Origin of the sequence: Pseudalkalibacillus sp. JSM 102089 (assembly GCF_041366475.1) — a bacterium.
In the GTDB taxonomy this organism is placed as follows: domain Bacteria; phylum Bacillota; class Bacilli; order Bacillales; family Guptibacillaceae; genus Guptibacillus; species Guptibacillus hwajinpoensis_B.
The window spans coordinates 24,999-41,848 of the sequence record NZ_JBEWYW010000009.1 but is presented as its reverse complement, the minus strand read 5'-3'; the positions used below and the strand labels follow the sequence as shown (position 1 = coordinate 41,848).

Annotated in this window: 20 protein-coding genes; 13 read left to right on the top strand and 7 right to left on the bottom strand. The window is 39.1% G+C overall.

The genetic code is table 11. The features are described from left to right. Positions 1–60: 60 nt before the first annotated feature. The 8 genes from ABVF21_RS17290 to ABVF21_RS17255 all read left to right on the top strand — a co-directional run bounded on the left by ABVF21_RS17290 (position 61) and on the right by ABVF21_RS17255 (position 7,285). Positions 61–240, top strand: coding sequence for a hypothetical protein (locus tag ABVF21_RS17290; RefSeq protein WP_194218954.1), 180 nt, complete (start codon positions 61–63; stop codon positions 238–240). 72 nt (positions 241–312) lie between these two features. After that, positions 313–957, top strand: coding sequence for a PAQR family membrane homeostasis protein TrhA (gene trhA / locus ABVF21_RS17285; protein WP_194219595.1), 645 nt, complete (start codon positions 313–315; stop codon positions 955–957). Between the two features lie 109 nt (positions 958–1,066). Next, the gene (locus tag ABVF21_RS17280) at positions 1,067–1,930 is read left to right on the top strand and encodes an ATP-binding cassette domain-containing protein (protein WP_303535477.1); all 864 of its coding nucleotides are present in this window, start codon (positions 1,067–1,069) and stop codon (positions 1,928–1,930) included. Then, positions 1,927–4,182: an ABC transporter permease/M1 family aminopeptidase gene (locus ABVF21_RS17275; protein ID WP_303535475.1), complete on the top strand. Its 2,256-nt coding sequence runs from the start codon at positions 1,927–1,929 to the stop codon at positions 4,180–4,182. The genes ABVF21_RS17280 and ABVF21_RS17275 overlap by 4 nt, the downstream gene beginning before the upstream one ends. Further along, positions 4,179–4,745 (top strand): RNA polymerase sigma factor, encoded by a 567-nt coding sequence (locus tag ABVF21_RS17270; RefSeq protein ID WP_303535474.1) that lies wholly within the window; start codon positions 4,179–4,181, stop codon positions 4,743–4,745. Before ABVF21_RS17275 ends, ABVF21_RS17270 begins: the two co-directional genes overlap by 4 nt. Continuing rightward, entirely contained in the window at positions 4,726–5,526 is an 801-nt protein-coding gene (locus ABVF21_RS17265; protein ID WP_303535472.1) for a hypothetical protein, read from the top strand. The genes ABVF21_RS17270 and ABVF21_RS17265 overlap by 20 nt, the downstream gene beginning before the upstream one ends. Before the next feature lie 9 nt (positions 5,527–5,535). Then, positions 5,536–6,402, top strand: a complete 867-nt coding sequence (locus tag ABVF21_RS17260) for an ATP-binding cassette domain-containing protein (RefSeq protein ID WP_303535470.1) — start codon at positions 5,536–5,538, stop codon at positions 6,400–6,402. Positions 6,403–6,526: 124 nt separating this feature from the next. Continuing rightward, positions 6,527–7,285: a potassium channel family protein gene (locus ABVF21_RS17255; protein ID WP_303535468.1), complete on the top strand. Its 759-nt coding sequence runs from the start codon at positions 6,527–6,529 to the stop codon at positions 7,283–7,285. A gap of 150 nt (positions 7,286–7,435) precedes the next feature. Here the strand turns inward: ABVF21_RS17255 and ABVF21_RS17250 are convergent, their stop codons facing one another. The 4 genes from ABVF21_RS17250 to ABVF21_RS17235 form a co-directional block, all read right to left on the bottom strand. Then, positions 7,436–8,239, bottom strand: a complete 804-nt coding sequence (locus tag ABVF21_RS17250; RefSeq protein WP_303535467.1) for a cupin domain-containing protein — start codon at positions 8,237–8,239, stop codon at positions 7,436–7,438. Between the two features lie 317 nt (positions 8,240–8,556). Next, complete coding sequence (locus ABVF21_RS17245) at positions 8,557–9,561, bottom strand: S8 family peptidase (RefSeq protein ID WP_303535465.1); 1,005 nt, start codon at positions 9,559–9,561, stop codon at positions 8,557–8,559. Positions 9,562–9,675: 114 nt separating this feature from the next. Then, positions 9,676–11,037, bottom strand: a complete 1,362-nt coding sequence (locus ABVF21_RS17240; RefSeq protein ID WP_371018699.1) for a PhoH family protein — start codon at positions 11,035–11,037, stop codon at positions 9,676–9,678. Between the two features lie 151 nt (positions 11,038–11,188). Further along, positions 11,189–11,959, bottom strand: coding sequence for a GNAT family N-acetyltransferase (locus tag ABVF21_RS17235; protein ID WP_303535463.1), 771 nt, complete (start codon positions 11,957–11,959; stop codon positions 11,189–11,191). Positions 11,960–12,115: 156 nt separating this feature from the next. Between ABVF21_RS17235 and ABVF21_RS17230 the strand changes: the two genes are divergently transcribed. Further along, positions 12,116–12,274 (top strand): Fur-regulated basic protein FbpA, encoded by a 159-nt coding sequence (locus ABVF21_RS17230; protein WP_194218945.1) that lies wholly within the window; start codon positions 12,116–12,118, stop codon positions 12,272–12,274. A 135-nt stretch (positions 12,275–12,409) separates the two neighbouring features. Further along, entirely contained in the window at positions 12,410–12,682 is a 273-nt protein-coding gene (locus tag ABVF21_RS17225; protein ID WP_226615133.1) for an HU family DNA-binding protein, read from the top strand. 154 nt (positions 12,683–12,836) lie between these two features. On the opposite strand, the gene ABVF21_RS17220 is transcribed toward ABVF21_RS17225, so the two are convergent. The 3 genes from ABVF21_RS17220 to ABVF21_RS17210 all read right to left on the bottom strand — a co-directional run bounded on the left by ABVF21_RS17220 (position 12,837) and on the right by ABVF21_RS17210 (position 14,425). Continuing rightward, positions 12,837–13,478: an MOSC domain-containing protein gene (locus ABVF21_RS17220; protein ID WP_371018672.1), complete on the bottom strand. Its 642-nt coding sequence runs from the start codon at positions 13,476–13,478 to the stop codon at positions 12,837–12,839. A 99-nt stretch (positions 13,479–13,577) separates the two neighbouring features. Then, positions 13,578–13,697, bottom strand: a complete 120-nt coding sequence (locus ABVF21_RS17215; RefSeq protein ID WP_370314259.1) for an FbpB family small basic protein — start codon at positions 13,695–13,697, stop codon at positions 13,578–13,580. 116 nt (positions 13,698–13,813) lie between these two features. Beyond that, complete coding sequence (locus ABVF21_RS17210; RefSeq protein ID WP_303535460.1) at positions 13,814–14,425, bottom strand: TetR/AcrR family transcriptional regulator; 612 nt, start codon at positions 14,423–14,425, stop codon at positions 13,814–13,816. Between the two features lie 148 nt (positions 14,426–14,573). On the opposite strand from ABVF21_RS17210, the gene ABVF21_RS17205 reads away from it, so the two are divergent. Genes ABVF21_RS17205 through ABVF21_RS17195 form a run of 3 tightly spaced genes read left to right on the top strand, consistent with a single transcriptional unit; the run spans position 14,574 to position 16,743 of the window. Continuing rightward, positions 14,574–15,461 (top strand): ABC transporter ATP-binding protein, encoded by an 888-nt coding sequence (locus tag ABVF21_RS17205; protein ID WP_303535459.1) that lies wholly within the window; start codon positions 14,574–14,576, stop codon positions 15,459–15,461. Beyond that, positions 15,458–16,264: an ABC transporter permease subunit gene (locus ABVF21_RS17200; protein ID WP_371018671.1), complete on the top strand. Its 807-nt coding sequence runs from the start codon at positions 15,458–15,460 to the stop codon at positions 16,262–16,264. The genes ABVF21_RS17205 and ABVF21_RS17200 overlap by 4 nt, the downstream gene beginning before the upstream one ends. 23 nt (positions 16,265–16,287) lie before the next feature. Then, on the top strand, positions 16,288–16,743 hold the full coding sequence (locus ABVF21_RS17195) for an NUDIX hydrolase (protein ID WP_226615137.1): 456 nt from the start codon (positions 16,288–16,290) through the stop codon (positions 16,741–16,743). Positions 16,744–16,850 lie beyond the last annotated feature (107 nt).

The following is a 16,850-nucleotide window of genomic DNA, read 5'->3' as shown; positions in this document are numbered from 1 at the left end:
AAAATCGCTTCCTTAAGGCACAATGAGACTATCATTTAATGTTGAAGGAGCGAAGCAACCGTGGATCAAAAGAATAAATTAGTTACTACTGACAGTGAAAAGTTACTTACTTCAATGCGAGAAGAAATTGCGGAAGAGTTTCTCGTTATGGAAGCTGCCACAGAACAAGTAGAAGAGAAAGATTTTTACACTTATCATCTCTTAAAAGAAGCAGAAAAACTACGTAACCTTAAGAAATAAGGTTCGATCAGAAATGACGTTCGGGGAATCATGTAGTATACTTCTAGTAATTGATCTAAAGGAATGATGCGAATCATGACAACTCATACGTTTACAGTTGGCGAGGAGCGAGCAAATTATATTACTCACGGAATTGGAGCTATCATAAGCGTTGCCGCTCTAGTCATCTTAATTGTGTTTGCGTCTCTCTATGGAACTGCCTGGCATATTGTAAGTTTTACACTTTTCGGTACAACGATGCTGATGCTTTATACGGCCTCTACACTCGTTCACAGCTTTCCACCTGGGAAAGCGAAAGACTTTTTCGAAATACTTGATCACTCTTCTATCTATTTCTTTATCGCTGGTACTTACACTCCCTTCTTGTTTATTGTAATTGAAGGTTGGCTAGGTTGGACACTATTTGGCATCGTGTGGGGACTCGCAATTATTGGAACAGTATTCAAAGCTTATTTTGTAAAAAAGTTTCTATTTATCTCAACCATTCTCTACGTCTTAATGGGCTGGCTGATCGTTCTTGCCTGGAATCCACTCACGCAGAACTTGGCTCCAAACGGAATGATGCTTCTCATTGTTGGGGGTGTTCTCTACACAATCGGAGCGGTATTCTATGTCTGGAGAGCTTTTAAATACCATCATGCAGTTTGGCATCTTTTCGTGGTAGCTGGAACACTTGCTCATTTCTTCTGTGTTCTCTTCTATGTATTACCTCTTTAAAACCAATCCTCTGCACGCATCGTGCAGAGGATTTTTGTTTACCCTAACAAAACCTTTTATCGACTATAATCGTCTTAGCCATAGAATACTAGTAAAAGGATGAACGATTTTGATTGAAGTATCTCATCTAACTAAACAGTTCAAAAAAGAGAAGATTCTACATAACCTCACTTTGTCCATCGAAGGAGGCATGGTAGGGCTTATTGGCCCAAATGGTGCTGGAAAAACAACATTTATGAGAATGCTAGCTGCGGTCTCAAAGCCTTCTTCCGGAGAAATCTATCTTAAAGGTTATTCACTTAACCGAGAAGCTTCAAATGTTCGAAAAGAAATCGGTTACCTCCCTCAACATTTCAAGCTGTATCCACAGCTTACTGCATCACAGTTTTTGGACTATGTTGGGAAGTTAAAACGAGACCACCATTATGATCATGAGCGAGAAAAAAAACGATTGCTTCATGCCCTTAATTTAGAAAAGCAACGGAATCAAAAAATCAAGACGTTCTCAAATGGAATGCAGCAACGTCTTGGCATTGCCCAGGCGCTTTATGGAGAACCCGCTGTGATGATATTCGACGAACCTTCTGCTGGACTTGATCCTGAAGAACGCTTACGCTTTCGCAACTTACTAGCTGATGTTTCTAGCCGAAAAACCGTCATTCTTTCTACGCATATTGTAGAAGACATTGAAGGAAGCTGTGATACACTGATCGTTCTAAATAAAGGGCGCATTCTTTTTCAAGGCACACCAGATGAGCTTCAACGTAAGGGGAATGGACTTATTTGGGAGTTCGACCTCTTTGATACTAACTGGGACCAATTAAATGGATTGCAAATGACGCTTACAAAACGAAAAGCAACAGGATTAAGGTGTCGAGCAATATCTCCAGTAGCACCATTTGAATTTGCCGAAGCCGTGGATCCTACCCTTGAAGAAGGGTACATGGCACTGATTGGGCGTGATGGACTATGAGAAAATGGCTTATCCAGTTTAAGCTTGAACTTTCTTTTTTGTATAAAAACTGGGTTTTCGCACCTCTTCCTTTCTTTTATTTAATCTGGTTACTTTTTAGCATGAGTGCAGATCAAAAAGGAGGACATGGCAACCTCTACAGAACAACATATGAAACAACGCACTCTCTTATATTTATTCTCGTTATTGGCTTAAGTATTCTGATTGGCGTTTATTTAATACGACGAGACGTTGGGAATGAATCATTTGAGTGGCACCAATCATTTCCCGTGTCCAATTTCGTATTCATATCAGCAAAATTGATGTCCGCGCTCATCTATATGACGATATATACGGTCCTGATGAGTGGAACCTACTTTATCTTTGCTATGAGAGATAACATTCCGGTGGAAGAAACGTTCACAATTCTGCGTTTCTATGGGACTCAATACGAAGTAGCGTTCTTTATTAGTTTAACTCTTGGCATGCTTTTATCGGTACTTATTAAAAATCGCTTTGTTTACTTAATCGCCTTCTGCGCCTGGATGTTTGGTACGCTATTCATGGAAATTTTCATTATTGATCAAGGCGGACACTTTTATCTTAAAGCGTTCCATCTAACCTACTTATTTGTCGATTCTGTTCTTGTTAATGGCACCTGGGGAATTGAATTAATGAAAGAAGAACTACAGTTACAGCGCATTTTTGTTTTAACGGTTTCTTCCTTTCTCCTGGTACTCATCATTTTCATTCTCAATAAACGCAGACCTCATCCATATACGTGGCTGTGGAAGGTTGCACTCATGATCAGTATAGGAATTGTCGTGATCTCGTATCTTCCATATGCTTCTTTCTGGAAGGAGCGAACTGATGAATTTAGTAAGATTAAACAAGAATCTCCATTGATAACAGACGAACAAAACGGTCAAGCTAGTTACATGTCTTTCCCTTCCCTTTCTTCTCCTAATACTCTTATGAAAGAGGAAGAAGAGCTCTATCAACCAGAACGATTTGAAATAAAACAGTTTGACTTATCCATTCAGCATGAAGATCAATCACTTTTCATTGATGCATCTCTCACTCTACCATCAGCAGAATTTCAAACAAAAGAGTTTATGAAATTCACATTGAATCAGACATTTTCAGTTAACCAGGTCACGATTGATCAACATCCAATTCCATTTACTCAAGAGAATGATTTTCTGACCGTTACTTTACCTGAAAATATGAAAGAACCTGTTATTCGTATTCAATATGAAGGACCATACAAACTATGGGCATCTAATAATGGTCAGGAATACTATCCGGGCCATGTAGGAAATGATCAAATGATTATGCCTTCTCAAACAGCCTGGTATCCATTGCCAGGGCATCAATATTTATATGACATGAACGGAGAATCACAAACGAATATTGGAATTTCGAATAGAGCCACTTTTAATGTCGAAGTTTCAGGTATGGCACTACCCTTATATGGCACAATCGACGAACGTAATACAAATGTTGAAACCTATAAACTTCAAGGGGAAACTTCTAAATTAGACCTTTATGCTGGAGATCTGACTGAAGTTGATTCTACTTATTATCCAATGTCAATCGTAACGGACAGTTACAATCGGGATCGCGCTGTTGAGCTCATGAAGGAATTGGACAAACGCCTTCTATACACCAACCACTATTTAGCGAAAAAAATAGAGCCTATGCGTCATTTTTTTATCGTTCCTGTAGAGAATATTCGCTGGGCCAATTACGTGAGACAACAAGGTTTTATTGATCAAAACTATATCCTAAGCGAATCCACTTTCTATCAAATGGATGAAACTTATCTTATGAAATTGCTCTTTCAAGTGAGTCTATTCCATGATGGAACTGAGATTTATGGGTATGAGGAAGGCGAGCTAGTAACAAGTGCCATCCAAAGTGCTTATACGTACATTTATGAATTAGAAAATGGAAATAAAAAAAAGGCCAGTCAAATCCGCGACCTTGTTATCCCGATTCAAGATGATATCCCACTGGAAGACTACAGTGAGGAAGAAATCAAAGCTAACCAGATTTTCACAATGATCAACGAAGCCATCGCTGATGGAGATAGTAAGCAAGTGAAAGAAGTCCTAGATCGAATATATAGTGAACGCTGGGTAGACCCGGGATTCGCAGCAGATTTCACCTTATTTCGAGAACCTTCTACTCTCATTCTTTACGAAGAATGGCAGAAAATATGGGATGAAGTGATGCAAGATCATCAGACTAGAAAGGAGGATGGTTTATGACAGATGAGGAACTAGTAGTCGCTATGGCACGTGGAAATCAGGCTGCTTTCGAAGCCCTTATTCATCGTTATCATGCTCCGCTTCTTGGTTATCTAGAACGGATGTTACGTGATAGAAGAAAGGCCGAAGATGTTGTCCAAGAAACCTTCCTGAAATTAATTAAACAACTAAAAACAAAGAAAACCCCAGAAAAGATCAAGCCCTGGCTTTACCAGGTGGCCACAAATCAATGCCGAGATTATTGGAAAAGTGCAGGATTTAGGTCAGAAAAGCAAATTCTCGACTTCATTCCAGATCAAGCTGATCAAGAACCATCAGTAGTGGAACTATTTGAAAGGCAAGAATCACGTGTGGAGTTTCTCAAGCAGCTCGATACGCTTTCTGAGACGCAAAGAGAAATTGTGTATTTACGGTTTTACCAGGAATTAAAGTATCAAGAAATTGCCGAAGCTCTGGAACTTCCACTCGGTACAGTAAAGTCGAACTTATTTCACGCCTTGAAGAAACTAAAAGCTTCAATAGAACGAAAGGAGGAAGTTAGCCATGCAAGACATCGATCTTGAATTAGAAAAGTTAGAAGAAGATCTAGAGCAGCCGATCAAGTCATATCTGGCAACGTCACCCCGTTCAGAGGATACACAGAAGCTGCTTCTTTCGTTACAGGATTCTTTCGATGAACTTAAACCTTCTCAAATCGAATTTGATTTCGATGAAAAACCTGAGCCTGCAAGACCGTCACTAACAAAGCAATGCCTTAATCAGTTCCGTTCTTATCACTGGGCCTACTGGCTGATTAGCGTATTGATTTTTGCAATGTTAACGATGATTTCGGCTGGAAGCATGGAAGCAGACAGTTTATTTCCTATCGTTGTTCCCATTTATCTATTATTTGGTGTGCTTTATAGTTATAAAACTTGGAACAAAGAAATGCGGATGGTCGAATCGATTACACCTTTCCCTCCAGCACTTCTTCTCTTAAGTAAATTGCTTGTTGTCTTAGTCGTAAACATTGGTTTGGCCCTGTTATCTACCTTATATATTGTGAAAGATAATACGATGGTTAACCCCGCTACGTTTCTTTTGCATTGGTTTGCGCCACTTCTCTTTCTGACAGGTTTGCTTGCCTTTGTCATGTTCCATAAAGGGGTAATTGCCGGATTTATCGCCTCACTTGCTGGATGGGCGCTTACTTTTCTTGTGTTACCTTATACTGTTTTCGAACTATCTGGTGAAGCACTTCAACAAGACTTACTCTTTGTTGTCTCCTACCTTATTATACTTGGACTTGGAGTTGCCATGCTCTTCTTATCGTATCGGAAGAGTTTGCATCTTCAATATTTGTGAGATTAGGCGATGATTCAACTACAAAACATCAAATATACTCGAAAACAGTTCACACTTGCTATTCCCGAATTAACACTTGGTTCTGGGATCACCATTCTAGTTGGTAAGAACGGCGCTGGTAAATCTACCTTGCTTCAACTTCTAGCGACAGCAATAAGGCCCCAAAGAGGCATCATTGAATATGGTGGGAGAACAGTGGAAACCTCCCTCCCCTTTATTCGTAAGAATATCGGCTTTCTTCCAACAGGTATCGAATTATATGAAGAGATGAGAATGAAGAGGTTTCTTAGGTATATGTGTGAATTAAAAGGGGTCATTTATCAAGATGCCGTTGATCAAACGATGGAAGCCCTTCATATTCACAAATGTAAAAGAAAGAAAATAAAAGCTCTCTCTCAAGGAGTGAAGCAGCGTGTCGGTATTGCACAAGCCATTCTTGACTGTCCTCCTATTTTGTTACTTGATGAACCATTAAACTACCTCGATAGTCGTGAACGAAAAAACGTCGTCTCCCTTCTATCAAGATATGCCGAAAAAAGACTTGTTCTTATTGCGACACATGAGTTAAATGAATGGGAAGATATTGCTGACGATTTAATCTGGCTTCATGAAGGAGAAGTTCTTTTTCATGGGTCCATTTCTCTTTGGAAAAGAGAGCTTCCTTTACGTGTGTGGCAAGGGAAAATCCTTCTTAACGAAATCGCTCAACTTGAGCAGGAGCGGATTATTCACATGAAACGATTAAATAAACAGTACATGATTAAATACATTGATATCACAAAACCCTTCGATCATTTTCATGAAACGGAAGCAACCATTGAAGATGCCTACTTCATTCGCAAGAAATCCTGGGATGGAGACCTCATCCCAATCTAAAGTTCTTTCGCTTTTATCAAAGAAGCTTAACTTCAGTCCCCCAATTTATGGAGGACTTCTTTTTTTTGCAGGGTGATTCTTCTTGATAGCGAAATAGTGATAAATAGACAAAGAAGGTGATCCATTGCAAAAGCAATCTCTAGGAATGATTTATGAATTTGTACTCGCCCTTCTCCTTATTTTTTCACTCGTCATTGATTTACCCGATCGCGAAGGCACTGCGCTCGATTTTTTTATTTGGCTCTTATTCTTACTTGATTATGCAACGCGACTTTTTTTAAGTGATCACAAATGGACTTTTATCAAACAGCATCCGCTGGATTTGATTGCTATTATTCCGCTCGATCAATTGTTTCGGACCGCAAGACTTGTCCGCTTTATACGGGTGATACGATTAGTCGCACTCATTAATCACCGCACGTCTGTTTTTGAACTCTTTCTAACGAAATATAAAATTGATCGTGCGTTTATCTATGTTATTTCACTCCTCTTCATTTCAGCGCTTTCGATGAAATGGATTGAACCAGAATTTGAGACATATGGTGATGCCCTTTGGTGGGCAGTTGTGACTACCACTACGGTGGGGTATGGAGATCTCTATCCTGAAACAGCTGCAGGCAAACTGGTTGCCGCGGTATTAATGATGGTCGGGATTGGAACGATCGGTGTTATTACAGGAACCGTTGCGGCTATGTTTTCAAATAACAATCGAAATAAACTCCCAACTGAGTTAGATGACATTAAAAGAAAAATCAATCATTACCCTAATATTAGCCAGCTAGATTACAAGCATATGATCGAACAACTTGAAAAAATAAAGATACAAGAAGCAAATAGAACGACTGACGCACAAAACACGGAAGAAAATGATGATTTCTTTTGAAGTTATACATACAATTAGCACAAATATGATTTCACCTCAGAAGAGCTAATGTTTTTTAAGCTCTTCTGAGGTGAAAAATTTCTGTTAACCAATTCGAACCCTAACCAAACTACGACCGTAGAGCACCTTGTTCATTTTTTTAAGCTATTTCTACATATTGTTGCTTTGTTGAAGAAGTTTGGACTGTCCAGTTCGCTCCCAATCTTCCACTATTTCATAGGCTTTTTCAGGAGAGTAACCCTTTCCAACAAGCACTCCCATTAGAATAAACTCTTGAAGAATGTGTGTTGCATTTATGCCTCTGTCGACATCTTCCAACCCTTCATTTACTAAGAATTCCGTGTATTTCACCCATTCATCTGGCGTTTTGCCAAACACAGTTGAGTTTCGATTATGCTCACCTTCTTCCGCCGCTATAGCCTCCTCTTTTGTCTCATGAACCGTTCCAAAAGGATGATTAGGTGGAGCATAGATCGAGTAAAGCTTAATCGGTACATCTCCAGTATTTGTTAGATTGTGCCATGTACCAGCGGGTATAAATACAGCATAATCATCATAAACCTCTCGTTCATAATTCAAGGAATCTTTGCGTTTCCCCATTTGCACCTTTCCCTGTCCTTGTTCAATTCGCAAAAATTGGTCAACGTTTGGGTGCATTTCCAATCCAATGTCTTCACCAACATCGATACTCATTAACGTTAATTGTAAATGTTCACCTGTCCATAAAGCTGTACGAAAAGTATCGTTTTGCTTCGTTGCTTCATTAATATTAGCGACAAATGGTTTCGGTCCATAATCTTTAAATTCCCTACTTCCAGCATTATTGGAAGATCGAGATGTAAACCCCTGCTTTGTCACTTGAGGCAAAGGTTCGTATCCAGGCTGTCTCTCCTCGTTATAAGTTGGCGGACGTTGATAGTGATGATAAGGATGCATAGAAGGATCATAGTACATAGTTTCTCAATCCCTTCACAATGTATAAATTATCCTATGCATCTATCATGGGTGTGTACTTAAAATGTATTAAGTAAATAACACCTAACCTTATGAAGATCCTCCCAGCTCACATTAAAAATGAATGCTTTGTTGCATAGTGAATCCTTTTACATACTTTTTCTCAAGTCCACTTCTTTTGAACCTGATTCACCACCTTAGATTGGTTTTGTCATGCATCAACATATTTATATAACACAAAAATCGTAGTGCGAATCTTAATTCGCACTACGATTTTTGATGTAAATGATAATATTGATTTCACTTTACTTGTGAAGTTATTTCGTTACTTTTTCTGATTTCACTTCTGTTTGATCCCACGCGGTTGTATAAATATTAAAGAGCGATTCGAGCTGATTCATAAAATTTAAAGCGAGAAGGCCATTTCCTTCAGCTTGCTTTGTACAACCGATTGGCACGGTTCTCTTGATAAGCTGTGAATAAATTTCAGCTTCACTAAGCGTGCGCTTAAATTCCTTCTCAGAAACATTCATGAGAAGCGCCAGTGCCCCCGATACGTGCGGAGCAGCCATTGAGGTTCCAGAAAGAACAGCATATTCACTACCCGGATAAGTTGAAAGAATATCTACACCTGGTGCAATTAAGTCAATCTCATTATTGGTATTGGAAAATGGAGCGAGCGTGCGTTGGAAAGAGGCCGCTCCTACTTCAATTACCTCATTATAGGCACCAGGATAAGCGAATTCAGATGTGTCTTCTCTATCGTCTCCTTCATTACCAGCGGCGCACACAACTGAAATATTTTGATTCACGGCATCTTTAATAACATCGTGAAGTTCTGGTACATCAGATGGTCCACCGAGCGACATCGAGATCACATTTACCCGTTCGCCTTCTGTCCCCTTCCAATCGATGGCATACCGAATCCCATTGATGATAGATTGATATGAACCACTTCCGGATTCATTCAGTACTTTAACGATCAAGAGCTTTGAATCTGGGGCAACACCTTGAACCCCTTTTTCTCCGTTCGTTGCTGCAATCGTTCCGGCGACATGCGTACCGTGGCCATTATTATCATCATAACGATCTGCATCTCCACCGAAATCTTGCGTAAAGTTCTTACCTCCAATAATACGTGATTGAAGATCAGGATGATCAATTTGACAACCTGTGTCTATTACCGCAATGATTCGTCCTTTCCCTTTTTCAGATTCTTCCCATACCGCTGGTGCTTGAATCATTTCAATCCCATCTGGAAGAATTCCTGCTTCTTGAACGACTGCATTAACCTCGAATGGTATTAATCTAACATCACTCATGTTTAGCGCCCCTCTCTTTTAACTGAATTATCTGATAAAAAAGATCAGTTTGTCTAGTTCCATATGGTCTAATTTCCCATTTTATTTCATGAGAATATCGTCCCTTCGTACTACTTAAAGAAATCGAGCAGCTTTTTCAGCAAGCTTACTTCGCTCTGTACTCGTTAAGTGGACAATCCCTACCTCATCTTCCTGCTTTAACCGTTCAACAGCGTACGTTAAACCATTGTTCACTGAATCAAGGTAAGGATGGTCAATCTGTTCGGGGTCCCCGATTAGAACAATCTTCGTTCCCTCGCCTACTCTTGTTATAATCGTTTTCACTTCATGAGGAGATAAGTTTTGAACTTCATCAATAATCACAAATTGACGAGGTATACTCCTCCCTCTTATGTACGTTAACGCATCGACTTTTAGCGTCCTCAAGCCAGTTAAAATGTTTGTTAACTCTTCTTCATTACTGGCATCAAATAAAAATTCTAGATTATCATAGATTGGTTGAATCCAGGGTCTAATCTTCTCTTCTTTCTCTCCAGGCAAAAAGCCGATATCATTTCCAACTGGTACCACAGGCTTTGAAACAAGTAGTTTTTGATAATGTTGCTCGTCTTCCGTCTGACTAAGTCCTGCAGCAAGCGCAAGAAGCGTTTTCCCCGTTCCCGCCTTTCCAGTTGCACAAACAAGTGAAACACTTTTATCCATCAACAGCTCCATTAACATACGCTGCTGGACGTTTTTCGGTAGGACTCCCCAAATATGTTCACTCTCTCGGTTCAGCCCTTGGATTACTACTTTCTGATTTCGAAATAGTACTCTTCCAATCCCAGAATGACTACTTCCAAAAATATCTTTTAACAGGATAAAATCCTGACTATAAACTTCTGTGTTCATATACTCACGCAGAATATTCATAGAGAGTTCGCCGCTCTTATAAAGAGAGTCAATGATTTCAGGAGGCACTAGAATTTCATGATAGCCTCTGTGAAGACGATCGACGTGCTCAATAAGACGATCATTCTCATATAGTTCAGGAAAAAAAGCTGGTAACTCAAGTGATTTTTTTAAGGCATCTGCTTTCGCAATCATTAACATATCATTTGAAACAAGAACGACATCTCCTGTATCATCCGTGCTTAAATTAATCGATACTGCAATAATGCGGTTATCATTGGAATCTTCACTAAACTCATTTCTTAGTTTATCAAAAGAGCGATGATTTAACTCAATTCGAAATGTTCCTCCAGATTCAAGTGGAATTGGTTCATCGAGCTTGACTTTGTTTTTATCTCGCAGTTTTTTGTACATTCTGCTAAATTCTCGTGCATTACGACCTACCTCATTCATCAACCGCTTCTTAGAATCGATTTCTTCAATCACAATCGCTGGAACCACAACGTGATTGTCACCAAATCGAAAAAGGAAGTGAGCATCATGCAAGAGAATATTGGTGTCTAGAACAAAGGTTTTCAACAACAGAACAGCTCCTTTTTAACAAAAGTTTAAGAAGGTGAAGGATTAACCCTTCACCTTGGAGTGTTCCAGATTCTATATTCGCAATCCTACCTTTTTACAGAAACACAATGAGATTTACAGCATCTTCATAAAAGATTGGCTACTGTTTGCGCTTCTATTCTCGGATATATTGCTTATACTCCGCATACTCCCTAAACCCCAGCTTTCGTAAAATAGGTTCAGAAGTACCGACTCTCGCTTGCGTCACCGCTATCTCGCATCCTCTTTGACTCGCTTTATATAAACGTGCCTTCAGCATGTTTTTGTAAATCCCTTTCCCTCTATATTCAGGCAGAACCGCTGCTCCATTTAAATAAAGAGTTTTCCCATCCTTACTATAGCGATAATTCGAATAACCGATTGGATACTTTCCGTCTAGCAAGAGCGTATAGCCTCCTCTTCGCTCAGAGAACTGAAGATAAGAAGCTCTTTCATTAATAGCAGCTTTCATCGCCTGATTGTCATAACCCCAAACCTTCCCTGCGATCTCTACATGCTCAAGAACGTCTTCTTTCGTTGTCACTTCTTTATGGATATATTCTGATGATGACGGAATTTCTTCTGTTACTTCCTTTGCTAATCCAACGTATGTATCTGCGTGCTTCATCCCCAATTTAATAAGCTGTTTTTCAAGTTCACTAGACTCAGAATTTGTTTGAATCCACCAGGAGAAGGGGCTGTTTTGAAAATACGCTATCGCTTCTTCAACCTTGTTAAGAGTTTGACTGAAGCGAACAACCTTATTCGCATAGACACTTGCTGATTTATCATTTTTGATCATCACTAGGTCATCTTTTTGAATATAGTGAATAGATTCAGGTACAAGAGCTTCTTCGTAATCCCATTGAATGGCTTCAATTGCACAAATAATTTGCTCCTTATTCATTGCTCATCACCTCATTTCTATAAAAAGCTTCACTTCTGTATAAGGCGCTCTACGAATCCTACTGGTCCTTTGTCCAATCTGTCACATCTAATTTTGATTAAAATGCATAGCCCCAGGACATACTGGGAATAAAAAATCGTTAAGGAGGGTGTGCTCATGGAAACCAATCAGCTCAGAAAAGCACTAGAGCAACGTAGAAATTACTACATTTCGAAGCTTATTGAGGCAGGAGCCTATTCCACCGCTGACCACCATCTGTATCAATGTACACTGACGGACCTTCAGAAAGAGTACAAACAACTATCCAACTATTAATATCCTATAATCAACGGAGATTCGTTAAGAGTCTCTTTTTTATATTCTTTTATTCATGATGTATAAATCACTGATGTACTGGCGAAAATAGTGCCATAGCATTGAAACTAGCAAATTTAGAAAGGATGAAACATAATGAATAAAGCGGAACTTCTAACGACAGTTGCGGAAAGATCGGAAATGTCAAAGAAAGATACTGCGAGAGTGGTAGACACGTTAATGGATACGATTGCTGAGGCACTTGCGAAAGGGGAAAAAGTACAGCTTGTGGGATTTGGTAATTTTGAAGTAAGGGAACGCTCTGCCAGAAAAGGACGAAACCCGCAAACTGGTGAAGAAATTCTCATCCAAGCTTCAAAGACACCCGCTTTTAAACCTGGGAAAGCATTAAAAGAAAAAGTTGTTTAACATTCAGATAAGCTGGATCCCCTCGGTTCCAGCTTTTATTTTAGGAGAAATCAATGGAACTGATGCAGATTGTTAAATACACCGTTACATTCGTTACAATCATTATGCTGATCGTCTTTTATTATCGTATGGCTAAAAAATAATGGCGCGCAACTTAAAGCGCGCTCAACTGTTTACTTAGCTTGTTATACCAGTTTTCATTCAGTTCTTTTGCAAGTAATACCTTTTCGAGACCAGCGCGATCTTTTCGATCATTGTACGTAACGCGATTGACTAAAGCAACAGTTACATCATGATCTGGACGACTCTCAAGGGTTATTTCATCCCCAGCTTTAACTTCTCCCTCTTCTAACACTCGGAGATAATAACCACTATACCCATTTTCCATCACAAATAAGTGCATGTTATCAACTTCAAATTTCTTTGCAAGTTTAAAGCATGGCTGCCTTGGTAAGCTAACCTGTACTTGAATCTCACCAATTCGATAAATATCACCGATACGTGCTTCTGTCTCATCCATTTCAGCTACTGTAAAATTCTCACCAAATGCACCAGCCTTCAGTTCACATCTTAAACGTTCTTCCCAATAGGCATAATGCTCCATTGGGTAAACACAAATGGCTTTCTCTGATCCTCCGTGATGAACAAGATCCGCTTGTCCATCTCCTTCTACTTGTAATTTAGATACATAAACTGATTCAATCACTGGTTGTTTGTAGATACCTGTAGAGATCAACTTCCCTTTGTAGCTCGTTTCAATAGGTTTCCCTACATTCAAACTTACTAATTTCGACATTCGATCGCCTCCTTTCTATAGTTTAGCACAGGGAGAAACAACAAATATGAGCCTAATTTATGCAAAAAAAACAGTCGCTTGACGACTGTTTCCTTTGAATTAAACGTGTCTGTTATCAATACGTTTTTCTATTTCAGCTAGTTCTTTTTCATTTTTAAGTAGTTCTGCTTTATTTTGATCAACGAGCTGTTTAAAGGTTAACTTTTTCAGCTTTTTCAACAAAATTCACCAACTTTCCCTCTGTATGGCTTCATTATACAACAGGTGTGTGTTAGATAAATTAACAAACTATTAAAATTTTGTGAAAATTTACACACATTTCAGTTTATGAATGATTATTCAGATTCATTCCTACTAGAAACTGGACCACCACTTAAACCATAAAAGAATAGTTGAAGAACATCGTCGAGAAAGTCCTTTCGCTCTGACCATGTTTCGGCTGGAATACGCTGCACCTCTGTCTTTAAGGCATTGAGATATAGCATAATCGACTCCATCGAAAGTGAAGCATTAATTTCTCCTCGTTCACGTGCCTTTTCTAAGAGTTGTACAAACAATGGAAGTGTCTGAGTTCGATAAAAACGTTCTACGTAATCCTTTAGCTCTTCATCTGTCGTTAACATTTCTGCTAGAAGCGATGGATTAAGGCTTTGGACTGCCTTATGCTTTTCAAAAATAATCAATTCAATCACTTCAGCGAAAGAATGATCCTGCTGAACAATCTCTTTAAAGGCTTTAAATTGATTGTTCATATAGTCTTTTAGCACTGCTCTTACAAGCACTTCCTTACTCGTAAAATGATTATAAATCGTGACCTGAGAGACATTAGCAAATCGAGCAATGTCACTAATCTTCACCTTTTTTATACCTTCTTTGTTAAATAACGTAAAAGCTGACGCCATTATATCTTTACGCTTCTGTTGTTTACGTAATTCAAATCCATTCATTCTCATCACCATCATTAGTATATCATTTATTGAACTTTTTATTAAATATGAGTTCAATAAATGTTGCTTATTATCATAGAGTCATTTATGATAATAATGAAATATATAATAAGATATAGTTCAAAAATTAACTGAGGGGGACACCTCAATGATCGAATTAAACGGGTTAACAAAACAATTTCCAAACGGAAAAGGGATTTTCGATGTTACGTTCTCCATTCCTAGAGGGGAAGTATTTGGATTTCTCGGCCCGAACGGTGCTGGTAAATCGACAACGATACGTCACTTAATGGGATTCATGAAGCCTTCAAAAGGCACGGCAATGATAGATGGAATGGATACGTGGAAAGATGCTGCCAAAATCCAGAGGAAGATCGGATACCTCCCTGGTGAAATAGCCTTTCTTGATGGAATGGATGGCATCGGTTTCCTTCAATTAGTTGGCGGAATGAGAGATCTAAAAAACACCGCATACCGTGATCAGCTAATTGATAGGCTTCAATTCGATGCAAAAACTCCTATTCGTAAAATGTCCAAAGGAATGAAACAAAAAGTGGGGATCGTAGCTGCTTTTATGCATGAACCTGAAGTTATTATATTAGACGAACCAACCTCTGGTCTTGACCCGCTCATGCAGCGAATTTTCATTGAAATTGTAATGGAGCAGAAAGAGAAAGGCACTACATTCCTAATGTCTTCTCATAGCTTCTCTGAAATTGAACGAACGTGTGATAGAGCTGCAATCATTAAAGATGGAAAAATTGTTGTCGTCGAGAATATTCATGATCTGCAGCAAAAGCAGCGTCGTCTTTTTGATGTTACGTTTGCTACTGAAGCGGAAGCAAAGCGTATCAAAGAAAGTAACCTCGAGGTCATATCAGTCATAGATAACCGCGCAGAAATAGCGGTTCAAGGTGACTACAATCAATTTATTACTGCTTTAGGAGATTATCAGATTCGGAACATTGATATTCATGAACAAAACCTTGAAGAAGTCTTTCTTACTTATTACGACAGGGAGGCAGAGAAATCATGAATATGACACTCTATGCTAGGATGCTAAAAGGCCATGCCAAGTCCATCTCTAGCTATGCAATTGGCTCTGCTCTTTACCTGCTTCTTATCATCGGCATCTATCCTTCGATTGCAGATGCACCTGGTTTGAATGAATTAATGGAGTCTATGCCCGAAAGCTTTCTAGCTGCATTTGGAATGGAAGGTGGATTTCAGCATGTAAGTGACTTTATTGCAGGGGAATATTATGGATTGCTGTATATAGTCATTTTATCGATTTTTTGCTTAATGACAGCTTCACAGCTAATGGCTCGTCACATTGAAAGAGGCTCAATGGCTTACATTCTCGCAACACCAAACTCACGAAAAAAAATTGCCTTCACTCAAGCTCTTGTGCTGCTCACCGGACTTCTTATTATCGGATTAACAACTGCTCTTGCAGGAGTCATTGGAACAGAAATATTAATTGATGATAAGCCGTTTGAAGCCATGACGTTTATGAAGGTTAATCTCGTCGGTATTCTTTTGTTCTACGTCATCTCAGCCTACTCGTTTCTATTCTCTTCCTTATTAAATGATGAGCGACAAGCACTTGGACTTTCTGGATTACTCACCATCGTCTTCTATGGAATGGATTTAATCGGGAAAATGAGCGATAAACTCGATTGGATGGTAAATCTCTCTCTCTTTTCAACATTTCGGCCAGTTGAGATTGCCAGAGGTTCTGTAGAAATCTGGCCATCAATGACGTTCCTTTTCTTACTAGGTACCGTCCTTTATGCCCTTGCCATCATGATCTTCGCTAAAAGAGATCTTCCTTTATAATAAGAAGAAAAGGAGCGATAGGCATGAATTATGTGAAGGAATTGCGTGACGTTGTTGGTCATCGGCCACTGATCTTAGTCGGGGCCGTCGCAATAATCTTAAACGAAAATGGAGAAATTCTACTCCAACAACGTAACGAAAAACAAAAACGCTGGGGGTTACCTGGTGGATTGATGGAACCAGGAGAATCAACGGAAGAAACAGCCGTAAGAGAGTCTTTTGAAGAAACGGGTTTAACAATCCAAAAGCTCACTCTTTTTAAACTCTATTCTGGTGAAGAATTTTTCACGAAAGCAGATAACGGTGATGAATTCTACTCTGTCACAACGGCTTATGTTACAAACGAGTATGCTGGAGATCTCACCCACACAGAAGAAAGTATAGCTTTGGGATACTTTTCTTCAGACCATCTTCCAGAGCTGATGGTTGGAAGCCACAGACGAATGATACGAGATTATATTAGAAATAAAACACAATAAATACCCAAAAAGCAGTGGAACTCGTTCCACTGCTTTTTGACATTTCAACGCATTTTCCAAAACAGCACTGACTTTTCAATCAATTGTTAATAAAGGGTTTACATAAT

Excerpts from the sequence above, each read along its gene's own strand:
- ABVF21_RS17210 (WP_303535460.1), bottom strand. The coding sequence starts at position 14,425 with ATGAATGGATTTGAATTACGTAAACAACAGAAGCGTAAAGATATAATG.
- ABVF21_RS17205 (WP_303535459.1), top strand. The coding sequence starts at position 14,574 with ATGATCGAATTAAACGGGTTAACAAAACAATTTCCAAACGGAAAAGGG.
- ABVF21_RS17195 (WP_226615137.1), top strand. The coding sequence starts at position 16,288 with ATGAATTATGTGAAGGAATTGCGTGACGTTGTTGGTCATCGGCCACTG.
- ABVF21_RS17265 (WP_303535472.1), top strand. The coding sequence starts at position 4,726 with ATGCAAGACATCGATCTTGAATTAGAAAAGTTAGAAGAAGATCTAGAG.
- ABVF21_RS17200 (WP_371018671.1), top strand. The coding sequence starts at position 15,458 with ATGAATATGACACTCTATGCTAGGATGCTAAAAGGCCATGCCAAGTCC.
- ABVF21_RS17250 (WP_303535467.1), bottom strand. The coding sequence starts at position 8,239 with ATGTACTATGATCCTTCTATGCATCCTTATCATCACTATCAACGTCCG.
- ABVF21_RS17275 (WP_303535475.1), top strand. The coding sequence starts at position 1,927 with ATGAGAAAATGGCTTATCCAGTTTAAGCTTGAACTTTCTTTTTTGTAT.
- ABVF21_RS17260 (WP_303535470.1), top strand. The coding sequence starts at position 5,536 with ATGATTCAACTACAAAACATCAAATATACTCGAAAACAGTTCACACTT.
- ABVF21_RS17270 (WP_303535474.1), top strand. The coding sequence starts at position 4,179 with ATGACAGATGAGGAACTAGTAGTCGCTATGGCACGTGGAAATCAGGCT.
- ABVF21_RS17225 (WP_226615133.1), top strand. The coding sequence starts at position 12,410 with ATGAATAAAGCGGAACTTCTAACGACAGTTGCGGAAAGATCGGAAATG.
- ABVF21_RS17220 (WP_371018672.1), bottom strand. The coding sequence starts at position 13,478 with ATGTCGAAATTAGTAAGTTTGAATGTAGGGAAACCTATTGAAACGAGC.
- ABVF21_RS17235 (WP_303535463.1), bottom strand. The coding sequence starts at position 11,959 with ATGAATAAGGAGCAAATTATTTGTGCAATTGAAGCCATTCAATGGGAT.
- ABVF21_RS17245 (WP_303535465.1), bottom strand. The coding sequence starts at position 9,561 with ATGAGTGATGTTAGATTAATACCATTCGAGGTTAATGCAGTCGTTCAA.
- ABVF21_RS17230 (WP_194218945.1), top strand. The coding sequence starts at position 12,116 with ATGGAAACCAATCAGCTCAGAAAAGCACTAGAGCAACGTAGAAATTAC.